This is a genomic window from Tropicibacter oceani (genome assembly GCF_029958925.1).
GTDB lineage: Bacteria > Pseudomonadota > Alphaproteobacteria > Rhodobacterales > Rhodobacteraceae > Pacificoceanicola > Pacificoceanicola oceani.
Genome location: NZ_CP124616.1, coordinates 3,740,916 through 3,759,059, shown reverse-complemented (window position 1 = coordinate 3,759,059; position 18,144 = coordinate 3,740,916). Strand labels below are relative to the sequence as shown.

Here is an 18,144-nt window from a genome sequence, read left to right as displayed (position 1 = left end):
AGTGGTTGGTAACCAAATCGCTTCATAACCAAAGCCTGAGGCAGAGGATGTGATGGGCGATTTCGTGAATGGCTGATGGCGCACAACAGGACGTTCTAGGGCAGAAAGCCCAGGCGGCACAGCGTGCTTTCGAAGCGCGCGGCATGTCGCCGGCCAAGGCGCTGCGCCGTGCACTGTCGCGCACCGCCGACGTCAACTGGGATCTGGCGCTGGTCACCCTGGCCGTCACCATCGACCAGCGCGATCAGGACGGCGTCATCGACGGGCTGGGCAAATCCGACCTGCTGATTCTGATCGACGGCCCCGAAGGCGCGCTGGGACTGGCTGTGCTGGACCGCGAGGTCATCACCGGCCTGATCGAGGTGCAGACCATCCAGCAGGTCACCCAGATGCCGGTCGACACCGACCGCGTTCTGACCCCGACCGATGCGGCGATGATGGCGCCGATGATCGACGGCACGATGGAACGCTTTGTCGAAAACCTTGGCGATCATCCGCTGCTGCCGCAGATCGAAGGCTATCGTTTCGGCGCCATGCTTGAGGATGCGCGCAGTGCCGGGCTGTTGCTGAACGCCGCCAACTACCGCGTCTTTCGCGCCGAGGTGGACATCGCCCTGGGGCGGCGCCGCGGCTTTGTCACCTTCATCCTTCCGGATCGGCGCAAGCCCAAGGGCAAAGGGCCGGAAAACGAGTCGGAAACCGGCCCGGGCCCCCATGCCGATGTCTTTGGCCGCGTGCCTGCGCGGCTGGATGCGGTCCTTGCGCATCTGTCGATGCCCTTGAACAAGGCGCAGGCGCTCAAACCCGGCGATCTTGTGCCCCTGCCGCATGATGCCCTGGACCGGGTCGAATTGTCCGCCGGTCGCGGCCGCAGCGTGGTGGTTGGCCGCCTGGGGCAGTTGAACGGGATGCGGGCCGTGCGGCTCAGCATGCCGCCCGCCAAGGGCGCGGCGGCCATGGCCAAACCGGCCGCCGATCAGGGCAAGGCGGATTTCTCGGCCGCCGCCCAAGCCGAAGAGCCGGGGCTGCCGGCGCTGGCAGAGGGGGGCGGTTTTGATGCCGGGGGTTTTGATGCGGACAGCCCCGAACCGCTGCCCGATCTGCCGGCCATGGATTTCGCCGCCGAAGCGGGCGAATTCGACATGGATTTCGGCGGAGGAGGCGGCGATTTCGACGCCGCCCCGGCCGAGGGCGGCGAAACGCTGCCCGCCATCGGGACCGATTTCGCCTCGGCCCCGGTGGAATTCGATTTCGAGGAATAGGGCCGGTCAGCCCTTTTGCGCGGCCAGGGCGTCCAGGGTTGGGCGCAGCCCGGCCAGATCGTACCCGGCCTGCGCGGCCTGGGTCAGGATCTCGTCAACGCCTTGCGCGCCAACCTGTCCCAGCGCCCAGATCACCGTGCAGCGCGTGCCGGACGCGCAATAGGCCAGAACCGGGCCTGCCGCATCGTCGATCAGCGCCTTTTGCCGCGCGACGTTTTCCGGCGTCATGGTCTGATGCGTCAGGGGCAGAACCTCGAACTCCAGCCCGGCGGCCTTGGCCGCCTCTGCCATCGCCTCGGCCTGCAGGGCAGGCGGGTTTTCGGCATCGGGCCGGTTGCAGATCACCCGGACAAACCCCGCCGCCTTGACGGCGGGCATGTCCTCGGGGGTGATCTGAGGGGTCACGTGATAGCGGGGGGTGATTTGGCGCGGTGTCATGCGCTGATCCTTATTCCGCCGGTACGGCTCTGTCCAGTCGCGCGCGCAGCACCGGCGCCACGACCATGCCCGTCACCATCGCGGCGACAAAGACATACAGCCCCGTGCCGCCATAGCTGAGCGCGGCAATCGACGGCCCCGGGCACAGCCCGACCAGGCCCCAGCCCATGCCGAACATGACCGAGCCAAGGATCAGCTTGCTGTCGATCTTGGTCGAGGCCGGCGGCGGCAGCGGCGTGCCGTTCAGCGCCATGGTGCGGCGGCGGCGGATCAGCCAGGCGACGGCCATGGGGATCATGGCGCCGCCCATCACGAAGGCCAGCGTCGGGTCCCAGGCGCCAAAGACGTCCAGCCAGCCCTGCACCTTGGTGGTGTCGGTCATGCCCGAAACAAACAGGCCCGCGCCGAAAAAGCCGCCTGCGATGAATGCGATGACAAGGGTCAGCATCAGATCACCCCCAGAATGTGACGGAACAGGATCACGCCGACACCGCCGGCACCGATATAGCAGCAGGTGGCGACAAAGCCGCGAATGGACAGCCGCGACATGCCGCAGACCCCGTGCCCCGAGGTACAGCCATTGGCGATCCGGGTGCCCACGCCGACCAGCAGGCCGGCCGCGACCAGAATAATGTAGTTGTCGGTGATATGCGGGTTCACCTCGCGGTAGAACGGCGCCAGCAGCACTGGCAGCACAGCGACCCCCAGCAGGAACACGATGCGTTCCCACTTGGTATCCAGCCCCGAGCCATCGACCAACCCGCCGATGATCCCCGAAGCGCCCATGATGCGGCCGTTCCCCAAAAGGTAGATGGCGCCGCCCGTCCCGATCAGCAAACCGCCGATCAGGCCCCAGATCCAGTCAATTGGCATAGTGGCGTTTCCTTGTGTCCTGTAAGACTTGCGGCCCCGTTCGCATGGGGGCCTTGTTCAGTGCGATGCCCGATCCCCTTTCCGGATGCCGAAAAAGGGGGTCGGGGTGGTCATGGCCTGCCGATCAAAGTTTGTTGACCGGCACCTTGAGAAAGACATCGCCCTTTTCGTCGGCCGGCGGCATCTGGCCGGCGCGCATGTTTACCTGCAGCGACGGGATGATCAGCTTGGGCATGGCCAGGGTCGCGTCGCGCGAATTGCGCATCTCGACGAACTGGTCCTTGGATTTGCCCGCGCCGACGTGGATGTTGGCGGCCTTCTGTTCGCCTACCGTCGTTTCCCAGGCATAGGTGTCGCGGCCCGGTGCCTTGTAGTCATGGCCCACGAAAATGCGGGTTTCGTCCGGCAACGCCAGGATCTTTTGCACCGAATCGAACAGCACCTCGGAGGAGCCGCCCGGGAAGTCGCAGCGCGCGGTGCCGAAATCGGGCATGAACAGCGTGTCGCCGACAAAGGCCGCGTCGCCGATGGTATAGGTCAGGCAGGCGGGGGTGTGGCCGGGCGTGTGCAGCACGTCGGCGCGCAACTGGCCGATGTGGATGCTGTCGCCCTCGACGAACAGTTTGTCGAACTGCGATCCGTCGCGCTGGAATTCGGTGCCTTCGTTGAAGACCTTGCCAAAGGTGTCCTGCACGATCTTGATGCGGTCACCGATGCCGATCTTGCCGCCCAGGGCCTCTTGCAGGTAGGGCGCGGCGCTCAGGTGGTCGGCGTGCACGTGGGTTTCCAGCAGCCACTGGACCTCATAGCCCTTGTCCTTGACAAAGGCGATGATCTCATCGGCCGAGGCCGTGTCGGTGCGGCCCGAAGAATAGTCGAAATCCAGGACCGAATCGATGATCGCGCAGGCCGAACCGTTCGGGTCGCGCACGACATAGGAAATGGTGTTGGTGGCGTCGTCGAAAAATGCTGTGACTTCAGGTTTCATGGTGGCGGTTCCCTCTGTTTCGACAGAACATATACTATTTGGTGAATGTGTTTCAAGTCCTTTGGCGCGATTGCCCTGCGATTGACCTGTGTCAACGATGCCGCAGGGGGGCTGGTGCACAGTCATGCACGAAATTGCACAGCAAAGGAGCGTCGGATGTCGCATCACAAATACAAGTTGGCCTTGCTCACACGGCTGCGCGAACTTGGCGGTCGGTTGGAGGATATCGGCGCCGCCTTGGCGGAAGAACACTCCAAGGACTGGGAAGACATGGCGATCGAAACCGAGGGTGAAGAGGTGCTCGAGGCCTTGGGCGAAAGCGGACAGGCGGAAATCGCCCGCATTCGCGCGGCGCTGCAACGGTTCTCGGATGGCGAATACGGCGCCTGCGTCAAATGCGGCGAGGAAATCTCGGCGGCGCGGCTGGACGTCGTGCCCGATGCCGCGCTGTGCCGCACCTGTGCCGCCGAAGGCTGAGCAGGGTTGAAATGGGCCCGTCGCGGCCCGCCATCCAAAAAGGGGGGCAGACAATGACCAATGAACTGAAAAAGCGTCTGGCCGAGCTGGAGGCCGAGCTGGTCACATCCACGCCTGCGCAACGCGAAGAGCTGATGGCCCATCTCGAAGAGGTGGTCACCGCGCTGGAGGACAAGGGGGTCGAAACACCGCAATGGGCGAAATCCCGTCTGAACGACCGCATCGACGAGGATGTCGAGGACCAGTTCGACAACATGCCGCTGTAGCATTTCGCTGCATCCGGGCGCGGGGCAGGGCGTGACTTTGCGGACTCGCCTTGTCAGCGATTCGCCCGATGCCCTTGCCGGTGCTTGTCTTGATGGTCCCTTTGGCCTTTTAATCCCTGCAAACGCGCGAAAAACCCGGGATGCGGGGCGCTGAACAGGCAAAAGGCGCGGTCTTTGGGGCCGCCCGGGGCAGGTGGGATCATGGTGGGTTACAAGGTCGAACAGGGCGTCGCGATCCTTGAGGTGGCGCAGCCGCCGTTGAACGGCCTGTCGCGGGCGGTGCGCGCGGCGCTGATGGATGCGGTGGACCGCGCCGAAGAGGATGACAGCGCCGGCGCGATCCTGCTGGTCGGCGCCGGGGCCAGCTTTCCGGCCGGGGCCGAGGTTTCCGAATACGACAGCCACCCGGTTGACCCCAGCCTGCGCGATCTGTGCGAAAGGGTCGAGTTTTCCGAAAAACCTGTGGTGGCGGCCTTGGCGGGCACGGTCCATGGCGGCGGGCTGGAACTGGCCCTGGCGGCGCATTACCGCGTGGCGCGCGCGGGCACGCGCCTTGGCTTTCCCGACATCCACCTTGGGCTGCCGCCTTGCGGTGGCGGATCGCAGCGGTTGCCGCGCCTTGTGGGGGCGGCGCAGGCGCTGGACATGCTGATCGGCGGGCGCCTTTACCCGGTCGACACCGCCGAGGGGCGAAAGCTGGTCGATACCCTGACCGATGGCGATGTGCGGCTTGCGGGCCTGGCCTTTTGTGCCAAGCTTCTGGCTGCGGACGGCGGCGCGCGTCCGCTGAGCGCGCGGATGCCGGGGGCGGATGATCCGATGCGCTTTCAACAGGAAATCGCGGCGCGCCGGGCAGGCTTTGACGGCGATCCAGACAGCGCCGAGGCGCAGATCCTGACGCTGGTCGAGGCATCGGCGCTGTTGCCGTTCCAGGCTGGGCTGGAGCTGGAGGGCGAGCTGTTCCAAGACTGCCTGACCTCGGAGCGTTCCCGCGGGTTGCGCCATGCCCATCTGGCCGAACGCCGCGCGGCGCGTTTTGACGGTGTGCCCAAGAACCCGTCCGGGGCCCAGGTGCTGGCGGTGCTGGGGGCCGGGTCGCTGGCGGTGCAGATCGTGCTGGCGGCGCTGAACGCAGGCCTGACCGTGCGTTGGGGTGGCAAGGACGCCGCCTTGATGCAGCGCAGCCAGGCCCAGCTGGACGAGGTCTTCGACAAGGCGGCGGCGCGCGGCGGCGGCGATGCGCAGGCCGCGCAGCAACGCCGCGCAAGGCTGACCACAGGCAGCAGCGAAGACATGGCGCAGGGCGCCGACACGGTGCTGATGGCGGTGCCGGGGCAGGCCAATGTGCCGCTGCAGAATGGCGCGGTGCGGCTTCAGGCCTTTGCAGCGCCGGTCAAGGGGACGGGCCTGCGCTTTGTGCCGCCGGTCCATGCCACGCGACTGGTCGAGGTGCTGCAAGGCCCGCAATCGCAACCGGCCGAACTGGCGCGGGCGGCGGCGCTGGCGGCGCAATTGGGCAAGGTGCCGGTGCATGTGCATTCGGACCATGACACCCTGGCCGGGCGTCTGGCGGCGGCGTTGCACCGGGCGGCGGACGGGCTGTTGGACATGGGCGCCAGCCCCTATGACATCGACGTGGCCCTGACCGGATGGGGGCTGCCCTCGGGGCCCTTTGCGGCGCGCGACCGGCGCGGCCTGGGCGATTTCGCCCGCATCACCCGGGTGCAGGGGCGCAACTGGTCGGCGCTTGTGCATGCGCAGGGCCGCACGGGCCGGGCCGAGGGCCGCGGTTTTTACGACTGGTCCGATGGTCAGCCCGAACCGGCGCAACCGGTGCAGGCCCTGCTGGCCGATCAGCGCCCGGATCAGGCGTTTTCATCGGGCCGGATCGTTTCGATCATGCTGGGGGCCATGGCCAACGAAGGGTTGCGCCTGATCACCGAGGGCAAGGCGCAGCGCGCCTCTGACCTGGATCTGGTCAGCCTGCTGGCGCTGGAAATCCCGCGCCATCGCGGCGGCGTGATGAAGGCCGTCAGCCTGCGCGGGCTGCTGTCCGTCAAGAAAGAGCTGGAGCGGCTGGACCATCGCGACCGCGCCTTTTGGGCGCTGCACCCCGACTGGGCGCGGCTGATCCGCAACGGCCAGGGCTTTGACGCCCTTTGACCGCCTGTGCGGCGGCGGCTCAGCTGAGGAAAACGCCCATGATCACCGTCATCAGGCCGATGACGGAACAGAACAGCGCGGCCATGTTCAGGGTCACGGTCTTGCGCACCACGTCGCGCAGGGCCTCGTCGTCCAGGCCTTTCTTGCGGGCGCGGGCGACGCGCAGGATGCACCAGACCAGACCGCCAAGCCCGGCCAGCGTGATCGCGGCGCCAATCCAGATCAGCCATTCCATCTTTTGCACCCTTCCAGAAATCCTGCAGACCGGGGGGTAAAGCAGCGCGGCCCCGCTGACAAGGCTTTGCGCCCTTGATGGCGCGCCCGTGCTTGGGTAGCTAGGGCAGGTTGAGGCCCATTTGGCAGGAGAAGACCCATGCAGGATACACCGTCCGACAGCTACGGCATCGCGGCAGGCGAATTGCGCCAGTTCATCGAACGTTACGAGCGGCTGGAAGAAGAAAAGAAAGAAGTTGCCGAGCAGCAAAAAGAGGTCATGGCCGAAGCCAAGGGGCGCGGCTACGACACCAAGGTGATGCGCAAGGTCATCGCTCTGCGCAAGCGCAGCGCCGACGACATCGCCGAGGAAGAGGCGGTTCTGGAGATGTACAAATCCGCGCTGGGAATGGCGTAAGGGCTGTCTAACCTTCGGATTTTATTAGCGAAATGTTGTAGTGTTGTGCAGGCGCTAAAAGCGCTTGTGCAGCGGCCGTTTCATGCAGGCAATGTCAGTGACGCTCATTTGGCAGTGCGGTTCGGGTCAGCGCAGTGGTCTTTCGCGCCCGTATGCGTGAATGCATGCAACAGATGTCGCGGAATGCAGCTTGGTCGGAACTCGGCCCGGCCAGCTATGTCAGCAACAGTTTTTGGCCCAACGACCGGCGTATTCCTTTAGCCGATTGCTATCCGGCCCCTGCGGACCCGTTGAACACACAGCCGCCTGCCGGAGGTCCGAGCAGTCCTTGACCAGCAGCGCCGCGCCTTGGCTCGTGCCCGTTGCGCTGACCATTGGGACCACGTTGCATCCTGTCGCGGCCGAGAGCATCTGCAGGTAGATGCGGTTCCTTGCAAACGGCCCTTCGACGATGATTACGCCGCGATGCCCGACAAGCTCGAGGCAGCGTTTGGTCACCAAGGCAAGATAGAGCGCCACCGCAACCCCGCGCTGGGCGCTTCCGACCCGGGGTTCCGGGCCGATCCAGCGAGAGGTGCAGCCGCGAAAGGGGCCAGTTTCGGGCACCACTGCGGGGGCTAGAATGATGCCTTTGTCAAGCACCTCGGCCAATGCGGCCTCTGTCGCCTCGGGGTAGGGGCCGCCAGTGGCAAGATCGTGTTCACGCCCTCCCATAAAGCGTGCGGAGGGCACGGCGGCGCCTTGCGCGTTGACGTTGATCAAGACGTCCTTGTCCGGGTCAAGGGGCACGGGTTGCCCGCCGATGGACATCGCGATGGTCCAGGTGCCGCTGGACACCACCGAAAATGGCGGCGTCTGTGTCAGGATGTGCGGCAGCAGCGAGGCATTGCTGTCGTGGATGCCGCAGTGGACCGGCGTATCGGCTGGCAGCCCGGTGCGCGTCGCGATTTCGGGCAGGATGGGTCCGAGGATATCGGCCGAGCGGTGCGCGGGCGCGATCTTGTCGGCGATCTCCAGCCGGTCGACCAGCGAAGAAAACCGCCCCTCGTGGGGGTTCCAGAGATCGGTGTGACAGCCCAGCGAGGTCACGTCTGTCGCGGCCACACCGGTAAGGCGGTGACCCCAGTATTGCGGGTAGGTGACGATGGTTTTCGTGCGCGCCTTGAGCCCGGGATCGCGCGAGAATTGCCAGTGCAGCTGCGCGCCGATGTTCAGCCCGCCTGCAAGGCGCGGCGAGCCGGTTTCGTCGAAGGGCGGGCGAAGGGCGTCGTAGGCGGCGGCCGTCTCGTCGGGACCGTCGAACTCGTAATCCAGAATCGGCGCGGCCAATTTGCCGTCTGCGTTCAAAAGCGCGGCACAGGCGCCATGCGTGGTGATCGAAATCGCGTCGATGCCATGCTCTGCCTGAAAGCGGGCCAGCCCGTCCAGCAGGAAGTCCCAATGCCCCTCTACGTCAAAATGCGGATAAGGCGGACCCTTGAGCACCCTGTTGGGGCGGGTGATGACGGCGATTTCGGACAGATCGGACAGGTTGACCAGCGCCAGCTTGGCGTTGGTCTTGCCGATGTCGATGACGGCAACGTGGCTCATGGCATGTGAAAGACGGCTTCCAGCGGCACGGCCACCGGTTCGTTGTCGGGGTGGGTCTCCATGATATCGGCCATATGGGCCCACCATTTGCGCATGACCGGGTGTTCTGGCAGTGCCGCCATTCCGTGATTTTCCGACCGCCAAAGCACGCCAAACAGCAGCCCCGTCTCGCGGTCGAGGTGGATGGAGTAATCCGACACCCCGGCCTCTTTCAGCAGCGTCACCAGCTCTGGCCAGATCGCATCATGCCGTTTGCGGTATTCGTCTTCGCAGCCCGGGATAAGCCGCATTCGAAAGGCGTATTTCTCCATCATGCCCGCCACATCTTCCAGAGCCGAGGCAGGGCAATCACCCAGATCAAGAGCGCGCCGATCACGATGGACATCACGATCCCCGGTACATTGAGCAGCCCCAGCCCAAAGGTGACCATCCCCATGACGAAGGCCGCGATCACAACGCCCGGAATGGTGCCCGAGCCGCCAAGGATATTGACCCCGCCCAGGACCACCATGGTGACCACTTCCAGCTCCCAGCCGGCGGCGATGGAGGGGCGGGTCGAGCCCAGCCGCGAGGTCAGGCACACTGCGGCAACGCCGGACATCAGCCCGGTCAGCAGGAACAAGATGAACTTTACACGCGCCACCCGGATGCCCGAGAAGAGCGCGCCGGTCGGGTTGTTGCCAATGGCATAGACCGCGCGGCCAAAGTTGGTCATGTGCAGGATCACGCCGTAGATCACCGCGATCACGGCAAAAAGCACCAGTTCAAAGGTGATCACCCAGAACACGTAACCCTGTCCGAAAAAGGCGAAATCCGACGGGTAACCCCGAAAGGCCTGATCGCCCAGAACGATATAGGAAATGCCGCGAAACAGGCTCATGGTGCCGATGGTCACGACGATCGAGGGCAGCCCGAAGCGCGTCACCAGCACGCCGTTGAAGGCGCCACAAAGCAGGCCGGTCCCCAGACCCACAAGGATCAGCACCGGGGTTCCGGCCCCCATCTGCACCGCCGCCCCCATCGCGGTCGAGGCCAGCGCGATGATCGACGCAACGGACAGGTCAATCTCGCCCGAGATGATCAGAAGCGCCATGGCAAAGGCGATCATCGCCTTTTCGGTAAAGTTGAAAGTGGCGTCCGAGAGGTTCCAGGCATCCAGAAAGTAGGGCGAGGCAAAGCTGTTGGCGACAAAGATGGCGATGGCCACCAGCAGCAGCAAGGATTCCCAGCTTTTCAGGCGTTTTTGCAGCGGCGATTGCAGCCGGTCGGGGATGAAACGGGTTGTATCGGTCATACCGCGTGCTCCGCTGATTTGAGGATGATCCGGCCCTTGGTACGCGAGGCCCGCGCATTGACCGCCACCGCGATGATGATCGCGCCGCCCGAGATGGCCAGTTGCCAGAAGGGCGAGACATTGATCACCGGAAGGGCATTCTTGATGACGCCGAGGAACAGAGCGCCCAGCAGCGCCCCACCGACCGAACCGATGCCGCCGGCGATGGAGATGCCGCCGATCACGCAGGCCGCAACCACGTCAAGCTCGAACCCGCCGGCGATGTCGACATAGGCCACCGCGTAGCGCGACACCCACAGGTAGCCCGTAAGCCCGGCAAGCGCGCCCGAGATGGTGAAGGCCCAGAACTGCGTGCGCCCCACGTCGATGCCTGTATAGGTCGCCGCGTGGGGGTTGCCGCCCACCGCATAGGCCGCCCGGCCCAGCGTGGTGCGCGACATGACAATGCTGAAGACGATCACCGCCAGGATTGCGGTCCAGCTCAGCATCGGCAGGCCCAAAAGCTCGAAGCGCGGGAAGGCCTTGAAGGCTGCGCTCATCTCGTGGCTGTTGACCCATTTGCCGTCGGAAATCAAAAAGATGATGCCGCGAAAGATGGTCATCGTGCCCAGCGTCACCACGATGGGCGGAATGTCCAGCTTCCACACCAGGATGCCGTTGAACATGCCCATCAGCGCGCCAAGCATGATGGCGATGACAAGGATCAGGGCGACAGGCAGGCCAGGGAAGGCGAGGTTGAGCATCGACACCACCATTCCGGTCAGCGCCAGGTTGGCGGCAACAGACAGGTCGATGCATTTGGTCAGGATCACGATCATCTGGCCGGTGGCCAGCAGGATCAGCGGCGAGGTGTCGTTAAGCACATCCGCAAGGTTGGACGGCGCCACAAAGCCCGGAAACCGGGTCGAGATCAGCGCCAGCAATACCGCGATGGCGCCCAGCAAAAGCGCCTCGCGCGAGGTTATCAATCGTTGCAGCATGGTGTCCTCATATCCCCGCCGCGTGGCGGACAAGCGTTTCGGGGGTCAGATCGTCACCGGTCAGTTCCGCGACCATGCGGCCTTCGCGCATCACGACGACACGGTCCGACATGCCAAGAACTTCCGGGATTTCCGAGCTGACCATGATGACGGCCAGACCCTCGGCGGCCAGTTCCGCCATGAATTCATGCACCGCGGCCTTGGAACCGATGTCGATGCCCTTTGTAGGCTCATCCAGGATGATGACCTTGGGCTGTGTCGCCAGCCATTTGGCAATCACCACCTTCTGCTGGTTGCCGCCCGAGAGGTTGCCGACCGCCGTGTCCAGCGATGCGGCGCGCAGATCGAGCCGCTGCGTGTATTCACGGGCCAGCTGGAATTCCTGCGCCAGCCGCAGGAACCCCTTGTGTGACGTGCGGCCCAACGAGGGCAGCGTAACGTTCTGAAAAATCGGCAGCGCGGTAATCGCGCCTTGCTTGCCGCGGTCCTCGGGCACATAGACGATGCCCGCATCCACCGCATCGGCGGGCGATTGGATCTCGGCCTGTGCGCCGTCGATTGTCACTTGTCCGGCGGACGGCCTTGTGATGCCGAACAGCGCCTGCATGAATTCCGACCGGCCCGCCCCGACAAGGCCGTAAAACCCAAGGATCTCGCCGCGTTTCAGGCTGAAGCCGATATCGGCGAATTCGGTCGGGTGGCTCATGCCCTCGACGCGCAAAACCTCGTTGCCGGGGATGTTGCTGCGCGTCGGGAAAATCTGATTGACGTCGCGCCCGACCATCATCTTGACCAGGTCGGACTCGGTCACATCGGCGATCTTGCCATCGGCAATGAACTGCCCGTCGCGGAACACCGTGAACCGGTCGGCGATGCGAAAGATCTCGTCGAACTTGTGGCTGATGAACAGGATCGCCTTGCCCTGCGCCTTCAGCGTTTCGACCAGCTCGTAAAGCTCCTGGATTTCCTTGTGGGACAGCGCCGCCGTGGGTTCGTCCATGATCACGACACGCGCGTCGATAGACAGCGCCCGGGCGATCGCGACAAGGTGCTTGTTGGCGATCCCGAGATCGCGCAGCTTGTGGGAAGGGTCGATTTCCGCCCCGATGCCGCGCAGGATTTCGGTGGCTTTTGCCTCCATCGCGGCCCAATCGATCAGCCCGAACCGCCCGCGCGGCGCGTGCCCCAGAAAGATGTTCTCGGCGACCGAAAGCTCATCGAACAGCACCGTTTCCTGATGGATTGCGGTGATCCCGGCCTTGGCCGCGTCCTGCGCCGTGGGAAAGCGCGTCGGCTTGCCATCGACAAGGATATCCCCGCCGTCCGGCTGGTAGATCCCGGTCAATGTCTTGACCACAGTGGATTTTCCGGCGCCGTTCTCGCCAATCAGCGCAGTCACCTGGCCGGGGTAAAGCCGCAGCGATACGCCATCCAGCGCCTTGACGCCCGGAAAGGTCTTGGTGATCCCGTCGAGGGCCAGAACCGGCGTTTCCGTCACCGCATCGGGCGTCTCGGCCTTGGTCTGCATCAACATGCGATCAGCCCTTCATCTGTTCGAAAAAACCTGGGGGTTCCGGGGGCATAGCCCCCGGATGGTCTGCCTGCGAAGGCAGGGCAACGTCAGAAGATCGACTTGAACTCGTCGATGTTCGAGCTGTCGTAGACGAACGGGTCAGCCATGGCGGCAGAGTTCGTCTCGTCCAGGGTGATCGTGCCCATGCGTCCGATGGAAATTTCGGCGCCCGGCTCGGCGGTGGCTGTTTCAGAGGCCAGTGCATGCGCGATCATCGCCGCCGAATAGCCCAGGTCGATCGGGTTCCAGATGGCAAAGCTTTTGGAGGCACCGCTTTCGATGGCGCCAGCCATTTCCGACGGAAGCCCAAGGCCGGTCACGTTGACCTGACCAATCTTGCCGGCGTCTTCCACGGCCTGCGCCGCAGCGACGATGCCCACCGATGTCGGCGCGATGATGGCGTCCAGGTCGGGATAGGACTGCATGAGGCCCTGCGCCTCGCGATAGGATTTGTCCGCCAGGTCGTCACCATAGACGGTCGAGACGACTTCGATGCCGGGGTAGTTGCCCATCACCTTGTTCATCTCTTCCATCCAGATGTTCTGATTGGTCGAGGTGGTGGTGGCGGAAAGCAGTGCAACCTGTCCGCCGTCGGGCAGATGATCGGCGGCCAGCTTGATGATCATGTTGCCGATCAGCGCGTTGGACGAGGGGTTCAAATGAACCTGACGGCCTTCTTCGGCAACGCCGCTGTCCCACGAGATCACGGTGATGCCGCGCTGCATCGCCTTTTTCAGCGTCGGCACCAGCGCGTCGGTGTCATTGGACGACACCGCAATCGCATCGACGCCTTGGGCGATCAGCGAGTTGATCACCTCGATCTGGCCTTCGGCGGTGGTGTCGGTCGGGCCGGTGTAGATGATCTCTACGTTCCCAAGCTCGGCAGCGGCCTCTTGTGCGCCCTTGTTTGCGGCTTCGAAGAAGCCGATGCCAAGCGCCTTGACCACCAGCGCGATGCGCATGTTGTCCTGCGCCATGGCCGATGTGCCCATGAGCGATGCGCCAAGGCCAAGGCCCAGTGCGAGTTTGGTGAAATTACGACGTTTCATGATGGTCTCCTCCCAAAAACATGAATGCTGAGGCGGGTCTACGAGGCCGCTTCATCCTCTTCCTGCGCCGCGCCCGATTGCGCGACGATCAGTTTGACGTCGGCGGCCTCCAACATGGCGGCCGCCTTGTCGGTGATGCCTTCATCGGTGATCACCGTGTCGATCCGGGCCAGCGGGCAAAGCACCAGGCTGGACCGGTTGTCGAATTTCGTGCTGTCGACCAGGAGCACCAGCTCGTCGGCCTGGCCGATCAGCTTCTGCTCGGCCTGGATCAGCAGCGGGTCGGCCTCCATCAGCCCGATGGGCCCAAGCCCCTGAGCGCCCATGAACATCCGCTTGGCATAGAAATTCCGGGTCACATCATTGTCGAAGGGCGACAGGATGATGTTCTGTTCGCGGTAGATCGCGCCCCCGGACAGCATGATGGTGTTCTTGGAATGCTTCAGCAGGTGCTCGGCGATCGGAAAGCTGTTGGTAAAGACCTGGCAGCGGCGCGAGGCCAGCGGATGCACCATCTGGAACGTCGTGGTGCCGCCGTTGATGATGATCGAGTCGCCGTCTTCGCACAGATCGACCGCCGCCCGGGCAATTGCCTGTTTCTGGCGGCTTTGCATCGTCTGGTTGACGGAAAACGGTCGGCCGGCCAGGCCCACGAACTGCGGCGGGGTGATCGCTTCGGCGCCGCCCCGGACACGGCGCAGTTTCTTTTGCATATGCAGCGCGGCGATGTCGCGTCGGATCGTCGCCTCGGAGGCTTCGGTCAGGTGGCACAGGTCGGCCACCGTCACCATAGGGCGATCCTGAACGGCGGAAAGAATGATCCTGTGGCGTTCTGTTTCGTGCATGTCGTCCTCCCTTGGTCGCTCACATTCCGCGAATCCCCTCAACCTGTCAATCACAAATAATCACAAACGATCATTCTGCAGCGCAGAATGATCAGTAATGATCGAAAATGATTGACTTGAGCAAAGCAAGGCAGCAGTGTCCGACCCAAGCCATTATGCAGGGCGCGCGGCGCCATATGGGAGGACACCATGCTGAAAACCGTTGAAACGCAGCTTCTTGAGAACCGCTGGAACGAGGCTGAGGCCGCCGGGAAAAGCGAATCGGAGCTGTTGCTGTATCGCTCCAATATCCTGGGTGCAGACAAGCGGGTGACCAATTATGGCGGTGGCAATACGTCGGCCAAGGTCATGGAGGTCGATCCGCTCACGGGCCAGCAGGTCGAGGTGCTTTGGGTCAAGGGCTCGGGCGGCGATATCGGCTCGATCACCATGGACGGTTTCGCCACGCTTTATATGGACAAGTTGGAGGCGTTGAAGGGGCTGTATCGCGGGGTGGATTTCGAAGACGAGATGGTGGGCTACCTGCCGCATTGCACCTACAAGCTGAACCCGCGCGCCGCCTCGATCGACACGCCTCTGCATGCCTATGTGCCGCGCAAGCACGTCGATCACGTCCACGCCGATGCGATCATCGCCATTGCCGCATCGAAGAATTCCAAAGACCTGACACAAGAGATCTTTGGCGACAAGATCGGCTGGTTGCCGTGGAAAAAGCCGGGCTACGAGTTGGGGCTGTGGCTGGGCAAGTTCTGCGAGGAAAACCCCGAGGCCGATGGCGTCGTACTCGAAAGCCACGGGCTGTTTACTTGGGGCGACACGGCCAAGGCCTGCTATGACAAGACGATCGAGGTGATCAACACGGCCAGCAAGTGGCTTGCAGACAAGACCGAGGGCGTCGCCCCATTTGGCGGCGCGAAACACCAGAGCCTGTCCGAGGCAGAGCGCCGCGCCGTGGCGGCCCGCCTGATGCCCGCCATCCGTGGGTTCGTTTCCGGCAACCAGCACATGGTCGGCCATTTCAACGACAGCGATGCGGTGCTTGAATTCGTCAATGCAAAGAACATGGAACCGCTGGCGGCGCTTGGCACCTCTTGTCCGGACCACTTTCTGCGCACGAAAATCCGCCCGCTGGTGGTGAACTTCGACCCGGCCAAGGGCAATCTTGATGAGGTGCTGACAGGTCTGCCAAAGCAGATCGAAGCCTACCGCGAGGATTACAAAGCCTATTACGACCGCTGCAAGCACGATGACAGTCCCGCGCTGCGCGACCCCAATGCCGTGGTCTATCTTGTTCCCGGCGTCGGCATGATCACCTTTGCCAAGGACAAGGCGACGGCCCGGATATCTGGCGAGTTCTACGTCAATGCGATCAACGTGATGCGCGGGGCGTCCTCGGTCAGCGAATACACCGGCCTGCCCGAGCAGGAGGCCTTTGACATCGAGTATTGGCTTCTGGAAGAGGCCAAGCTGCAACGCATGCCCAAGCCGAAATCGCTGGCGGGCCGGGTGGCGCTGGTCACCGGCGGGGCAGGCGGTATCGGCGCGGCCACGGCCGAGCGCTATCTGCGCGAAGGCGCCTGCGTGATGCTGGCCGACATCAATGACGAAGCCCTTGCGGCGACATCGGAGAACCTGACCGGGCGCTATGGCCGCGACGTGGTGCGCACGGTCAACATGAATGTCACCGACGAAACAGCGGTGGCGCGCGCCTATGCCGAGGTTTCGGTGGAATTCGGCGGCGTCGATATCCTGGTGTCCAACGCCGGTATCGCTTCGTCGGCCCCGATCGAAGAAACCTCGCTGGCGCTGTGGAACAAGAACATGGATATCCTGTCCACCGGGTATTTCCTGGTCAGCCGTGAAGCGTTCAAGTTGATGCGCGTTCAGAATATGGGCGGCGCGGTGGTCTTTGTCGCCTCCAAGAATGGTCTGGCGGCCAGTCCCAATGCGGCGGCCTATTGCACCGCCAAGGCGAGCGAGATTCACCTTGCCCGCTGTCTTGCGCTGGAAGGTGCCGAGGCCGGTATCCGGGTCAACGTGGTCAACCCCGACGCGGTGCTGCGCGGATCGAAGATCTGGGAAGGCGACTGGCTGGAACAGCGCGCGGGCACCTATGGCACCGACAAGGAGGGGCTGGAGGAGATGTACCGCCAGCGCTCGATGCTGAAACGCTCGGTCCTGCCCGAGGATATTGCCGAGGCCGCCTATTTCCTGGCATCGGACCTTTCGGCGAAATCCACCGGCAACATCCTGAACGTGGATGCCGGCAACGTTCAGGCGTTCACGCGCTGAGCGCGGGCTGGGGAGGAGCAGACAATGAGCACCTATGACAGCGCCAAGGCGCAGTTTGCCGATTGGGGCATCGACACCGAAGCCGCAATCAACCGGCTTAAGGACATCCCGATTTCCATGCACTGCTGGCAAGGCGATGACGTGGTCGGTTTCGAGAAGAAGACCGGGACATCCGGCGGCGGCATTCAGGCGACCGGCAATTACCCGGGCCGCGCCCGCACCCCGGACGAATTGCGCGCCGATCTGGATTTTGCCTATGGCATGATCCCCGGGTCGCATCGGCTAAACCTGCACGCAATGTATCTGGATACCGACGAGACGCCGGACCGGGACGAAATCGAATACAAGCATTTCGCGCCTTGGGTCGATTGGGCAAAGGCGCAGGGCATTGGGCTGGACTTCAACCCAACCTTCTTTGCCCATGAAAAGGCCGACGACAACCTGACCCTGTCGCACCCCGACAAGGGGGTCCGCGACTTTTGGATCGAGCATGGGCAGCGGTCGCGCGACATCGCGGCGAGAATGGGCAACGAATTGGGCAGCGCCTGTGTCAACAATATCTGGGTGCCGGATGGTTACAAGGACGTCCCAATCGACCGTATGGCGGCGCGGCAGCGGCTGCAGGCGTCGCTGGATGCGATGCTGTCGCCGAAGCAGGACAAAGGTCTGATGCTCGATGCGGTGGAAAGCAAGCTTTTCGGCATCGGCGTCGAGGCCTGCACCGTCGGCAGCCACGAATTCTACATGGGCTATGCCATCCGCAAGGGGACGCTGCTGTGTCTCGACATGGGCCACTTTCACCCGACCGAGAACATTGCCGACAAACTATCGGCCTGCGCCCTGTCGCTGGATGAAATCCTGCTGCACGTCTCGCGCCCGATGCGCTGGGACAGCGATCACGTGATCCTGCTGAACGATGATATCCAGGCGATGGCCAACGAACTGGTCACCGCGGATCTGCTGGGCCGCACCCGTATCGGGCTGGATTTCTTCGACGCAACAATCTCGCGGACTGCCGCCTGGGTGATCGGCACACGCAACATGCAAAAGGCACTTTTGCGCGCTTTGCTTTTGCCGCTCGACCAATTGCGCAAGGCGGAAGAGGCGCTCGATTTCACCACGCGCTTCATGCTGACAGAAGAATTCAAGGACCTGCCCTTCGGCGCGGTCTGGGCCGAGTTCTGTGCGCGCAACGATGCCCCGACCGGGACAACGCTGATCAATGATCTTGAGGCGTATCAATCGTCGGTGTCGGCGCGCTGAAATACAGCCGCCGCCCTGAAGAGGGGCGGCGGCGCTGGTCATGCTGCCTAGGCTTGCGCGGACCGCGAAATCGGCGCTACGCATTTGCGAAAGGTGCCGTCACACAGCAATTAGGCAAAAGCCCTGATTTGAATGTCGTCGGAACGTCAGCTTTCGCTCA

The 18,144-nt window shown here is 63.5% G+C and carries 19 protein-coding genes; 7 read left to right on the top strand and 12 right to left on the bottom strand.

Going from position 1 to position 18,144, the window contains the following annotated elements; translation table 11 throughout:
- Positions 1-143: 143 nt before the first annotated feature.
- Positions 144-1,262: a FliM/FliN family flagellar motor C-terminal domain-containing protein gene (locus QF118_RS18005; protein WP_282300416.1), complete on the top strand. Its 1,119-nt coding sequence runs from the start codon at positions 144-146 to the stop codon at positions 1,260-1,262.
- Between the two features lie 6 nt (positions 1,263-1,268).
- On the opposite strand, the gene QF118_RS18000 is transcribed toward QF118_RS18005, so the two are convergent.
- The 4 genes from QF118_RS18000 to QF118_RS17985 form a co-directional block, all read right to left on the bottom strand.
- Positions 1,269-1,700 carry a protein tyrosine phosphatase family protein gene (locus QF118_RS18000; protein WP_282300415.1) on the bottom strand — a complete coding sequence of 144 codons (432 nt, stop codon included), beginning with the start codon at positions 1,698-1,700 and terminating at the stop codon, positions 1,269-1,271.
- A gap of 10 nt (positions 1,701-1,710) precedes the next feature.
- Positions 1,711-2,148 (bottom strand): DUF6691 family protein, encoded by a 438-nt coding sequence (locus tag QF118_RS17995; protein WP_282300414.1) that lies wholly within the window; start codon positions 2,146-2,148, stop codon positions 1,711-1,713.
- On the bottom strand, positions 2,148-2,573 hold the full coding sequence (locus tag QF118_RS17990; protein ID WP_282300413.1) for a YeeE/YedE family protein: 426 nt from the start codon (positions 2,571-2,573) through the stop codon (positions 2,148-2,150). Before QF118_RS17990 ends, QF118_RS17995 begins: the two co-directional genes overlap by 1 nt.
- Before the next feature lie 124 nt (positions 2,574-2,697).
- Positions 2,698-3,561 (bottom strand): MBL fold metallo-hydrolase, encoded by an 864-nt coding sequence (locus QF118_RS17985; RefSeq protein ID WP_282300412.1) that lies wholly within the window; start codon positions 3,559-3,561, stop codon positions 2,698-2,700.
- A gap of 156 nt (positions 3,562-3,717) precedes the next feature.
- On the opposite strand from QF118_RS17985, the gene QF118_RS17980 reads away from it, so the two are divergent.
- From QF118_RS17980 to QF118_RS17970, 3 genes are all read left to right on the top strand, one after another.
- Entirely contained in the window at positions 3,718-4,038 is a 321-nt protein-coding gene (locus QF118_RS17980; protein ID WP_282300411.1) for a TraR/DksA family transcriptional regulator, read from the top strand.
- Between the two features lie 53 nt (positions 4,039-4,091).
- Positions 4,092-4,304 carry a hypothetical protein gene (locus tag QF118_RS17975; RefSeq protein ID WP_282300410.1) on the top strand — a complete coding sequence of 71 codons (213 nt, stop codon included), beginning with the start codon at positions 4,092-4,094 and terminating at the stop codon, positions 4,302-4,304.
- Between the two features lie 201 nt (positions 4,305-4,505).
- Positions 4,506-6,467, top strand: coding sequence for an enoyl-CoA hydratase/isomerase family protein (locus tag QF118_RS17970; protein WP_282300409.1), 1,962 nt, complete (start codon positions 4,506-4,508; stop codon positions 6,465-6,467).
- Positions 6,468-6,486: 19 nt separating this feature from the next.
- Here QF118_RS17970 and QF118_RS17965 read toward each other — a convergent pair whose 3' ends face one another.
- Entirely contained in the window at positions 6,487-6,702 is a 216-nt protein-coding gene (locus QF118_RS17965; protein ID WP_282300408.1) for a hypothetical protein, read from the bottom strand.
- 138 nt (positions 6,703-6,840) lie between these two features.
- Between QF118_RS17965 and QF118_RS17960 the strand changes: the two genes are divergently transcribed.
- A complete protein-coding gene (locus QF118_RS17960) occupies positions 6,841-7,098 on the top strand; it encodes a DUF2312 domain-containing protein (protein WP_282300407.1) in 258 nt (85 codons plus the stop codon).
- 219 nt (positions 7,099-7,317) lie between these two features.
- On the opposite strand, the gene QF118_RS17955 is transcribed toward QF118_RS17960, so the two are convergent.
- From QF118_RS17955 to QF118_RS17925, 7 genes are all read right to left on the bottom strand, one after another.
- A complete protein-coding gene (locus QF118_RS17955; protein ID WP_282300406.1) occupies positions 7,318-8,688 on the bottom strand; it encodes an FGGY-family carbohydrate kinase in 1,371 nt (456 codons plus the stop codon).
- Positions 8,685-8,999 (bottom strand): L-rhamnose mutarotase, encoded by a 315-nt coding sequence (rhaM, locus tag QF118_RS17950; RefSeq protein WP_282302508.1) that lies wholly within the window; start codon positions 8,997-8,999, stop codon positions 8,685-8,687. The genes QF118_RS17955 and rhaM overlap by 4 nt, the downstream gene beginning before the upstream one ends.
- Positions 8,999-9,982, bottom strand: a complete 984-nt coding sequence (locus tag QF118_RS17945; RefSeq protein ID WP_282300405.1) for an ABC transporter permease — start codon at positions 9,980-9,982, stop codon at positions 8,999-9,001. The genes rhaM and QF118_RS17945 overlap by 1 nt, the downstream gene beginning before the upstream one ends.
- Positions 9,979-10,962, bottom strand: a complete 984-nt coding sequence (locus tag QF118_RS17940; RefSeq protein ID WP_282300404.1) for an ABC transporter permease — start codon at positions 10,960-10,962, stop codon at positions 9,979-9,981. Before QF118_RS17940 ends, QF118_RS17945 begins: the two co-directional genes overlap by 4 nt.
- Positions 10,963-10,969: 7 nt before the next feature.
- Entirely contained in the window at positions 10,970-12,496 is a 1,527-nt protein-coding gene (locus tag QF118_RS17935; protein WP_282300403.1) for a sugar ABC transporter ATP-binding protein, read from the bottom strand.
- Between the two features lie 86 nt (positions 12,497-12,582).
- The gene (gene rhaS / locus QF118_RS17930) at positions 12,583-13,527 is read right to left on the bottom strand and encodes a rhamnose ABC transporter substrate-binding protein (protein ID WP_394357099.1); all 945 of its coding nucleotides are present in this window, start codon (positions 13,525-13,527) and stop codon (positions 12,583-12,585) included.
- A gap of 95 nt (positions 13,528-13,622) precedes the next feature.
- Positions 13,623-14,429 (bottom strand): DeoR/GlpR family DNA-binding transcription regulator, encoded by an 807-nt coding sequence (locus tag QF118_RS17925; protein WP_282300401.1) that lies wholly within the window; start codon positions 14,427-14,429, stop codon positions 13,623-13,625.
- 189 nt (positions 14,430-14,618) lie between these two features.
- Between QF118_RS17925 and QF118_RS17920 the strand changes: the two genes are divergently transcribed.
- Together QF118_RS17920 and QF118_RS17915 are read left to right on the top strand one after the other, a co-directional pair.
- On the top strand, positions 14,619-16,721 hold the full coding sequence (locus QF118_RS17920; protein WP_282300400.1) for a bifunctional rhamnulose-1-phosphate aldolase/short-chain dehydrogenase: 2,103 nt from the start codon (positions 14,619-14,621) through the stop codon (positions 16,719-16,721).
- A 24-nt stretch (positions 16,722-16,745) separates the two neighbouring features.
- Complete coding sequence (locus tag QF118_RS17915; RefSeq protein ID WP_282300399.1) at positions 16,746-17,984, top strand: L-rhamnose isomerase; 1,239 nt, start codon at positions 16,746-16,748, stop codon at positions 17,982-17,984.
- Positions 17,985-18,144: the final 160 nt, after the last annotated feature.

Coding starts and splice junctions, on each gene's coding strand:
- QF118_RS18005 (WP_282300416.1), top strand. CDS start 144: ATGTCGCCGGCCAAGGCGCTGCGCCGTGCACTGTCGCGCACCGCCGAC.
- QF118_RS18000 (WP_282300415.1), bottom strand. CDS start 1,700: ATGACACCGCGCCAAATCACCCCCCGCTATCACGTGACCCCTCAGATC.
- QF118_RS17995 (WP_282300414.1), bottom strand. CDS start 2,148: ATGCTGACCCTTGTCATCGCATTCATCGCAGGCGGCTTTTTCGGCGCG.
- QF118_RS17990 (WP_282300413.1), bottom strand. CDS start 2,573: ATGCCAATTGACTGGATCTGGGGCCTGATCGGCGGTTTGCTGATCGGG.
- QF118_RS17985 (WP_282300412.1), bottom strand. CDS start 3,561: ATGAAACCTGAAGTCACAGCATTTTTCGACGACGCCACCAACACCATT.
- QF118_RS17980 (WP_282300411.1), top strand. CDS start 3,718: ATGTCGCATCACAAATACAAGTTGGCCTTGCTCACACGGCTGCGCGAA.
- QF118_RS17975 (WP_282300410.1), top strand. CDS start 4,092: ATGACCAATGAACTGAAAAAGCGTCTGGCCGAGCTGGAGGCCGAGCTG.
- QF118_RS17970 (WP_282300409.1), top strand. CDS start 4,506: ATGGTGGGTTACAAGGTCGAACAGGGCGTCGCGATCCTTGAGGTGGCG.
- QF118_RS17965 (WP_282300408.1), bottom strand. CDS start 6,702: ATGGAATGGCTGATCTGGATTGGCGCCGCGATCACGCTGGCCGGGCTT.
- QF118_RS17960 (WP_282300407.1), top strand. CDS start 6,841: ATGCAGGATACACCGTCCGACAGCTACGGCATCGCGGCAGGCGAATTG.
- QF118_RS17955 (WP_282300406.1), bottom strand. CDS start 8,688: ATGAGCCACGTTGCCGTCATCGACATCGGCAAGACCAACGCCAAGCTG.
- rhaM (WP_282302508.1), bottom strand. CDS start 8,999: ATGGAGAAATACGCCTTTCGAATGCGGCTTATCCCGGGCTGCGAAGAC.
- QF118_RS17945 (WP_282300405.1), bottom strand. CDS start 9,982: ATGACCGATACAACCCGTTTCATCCCCGACCGGCTGCAATCGCCGCTG.
- QF118_RS17940 (WP_282300404.1), bottom strand. CDS start 10,962: ATGCTGCAACGATTGATAACCTCGCGCGAGGCGCTTTTGCTGGGCGCC.
- QF118_RS17935 (WP_282300403.1), bottom strand. CDS start 12,496: ATGTTGATGCAGACCAAGGCCGAGACGCCCGATGCGGTGACGGAAACG.
- rhaS (WP_394357099.1), bottom strand. CDS start 13,527: ATGGGCACATCGGCCATGGCGCAGGACAACATGCGCATCGCGCTGGTG.
- QF118_RS17925 (WP_282300401.1), bottom strand. CDS start 14,429: ATGCACGAAACAGAACGCCACAGGATCATTCTTTCCGCCGTTCAGGAT.
- QF118_RS17920 (WP_282300400.1), top strand. CDS start 14,619: ATGCTGAAAACCGTTGAAACGCAGCTTCTTGAGAACCGCTGGAACGAG.
- QF118_RS17915 (WP_282300399.1), top strand. CDS start 16,746: ATGAGCACCTATGACAGCGCCAAGGCGCAGTTTGCCGATTGGGGCATC.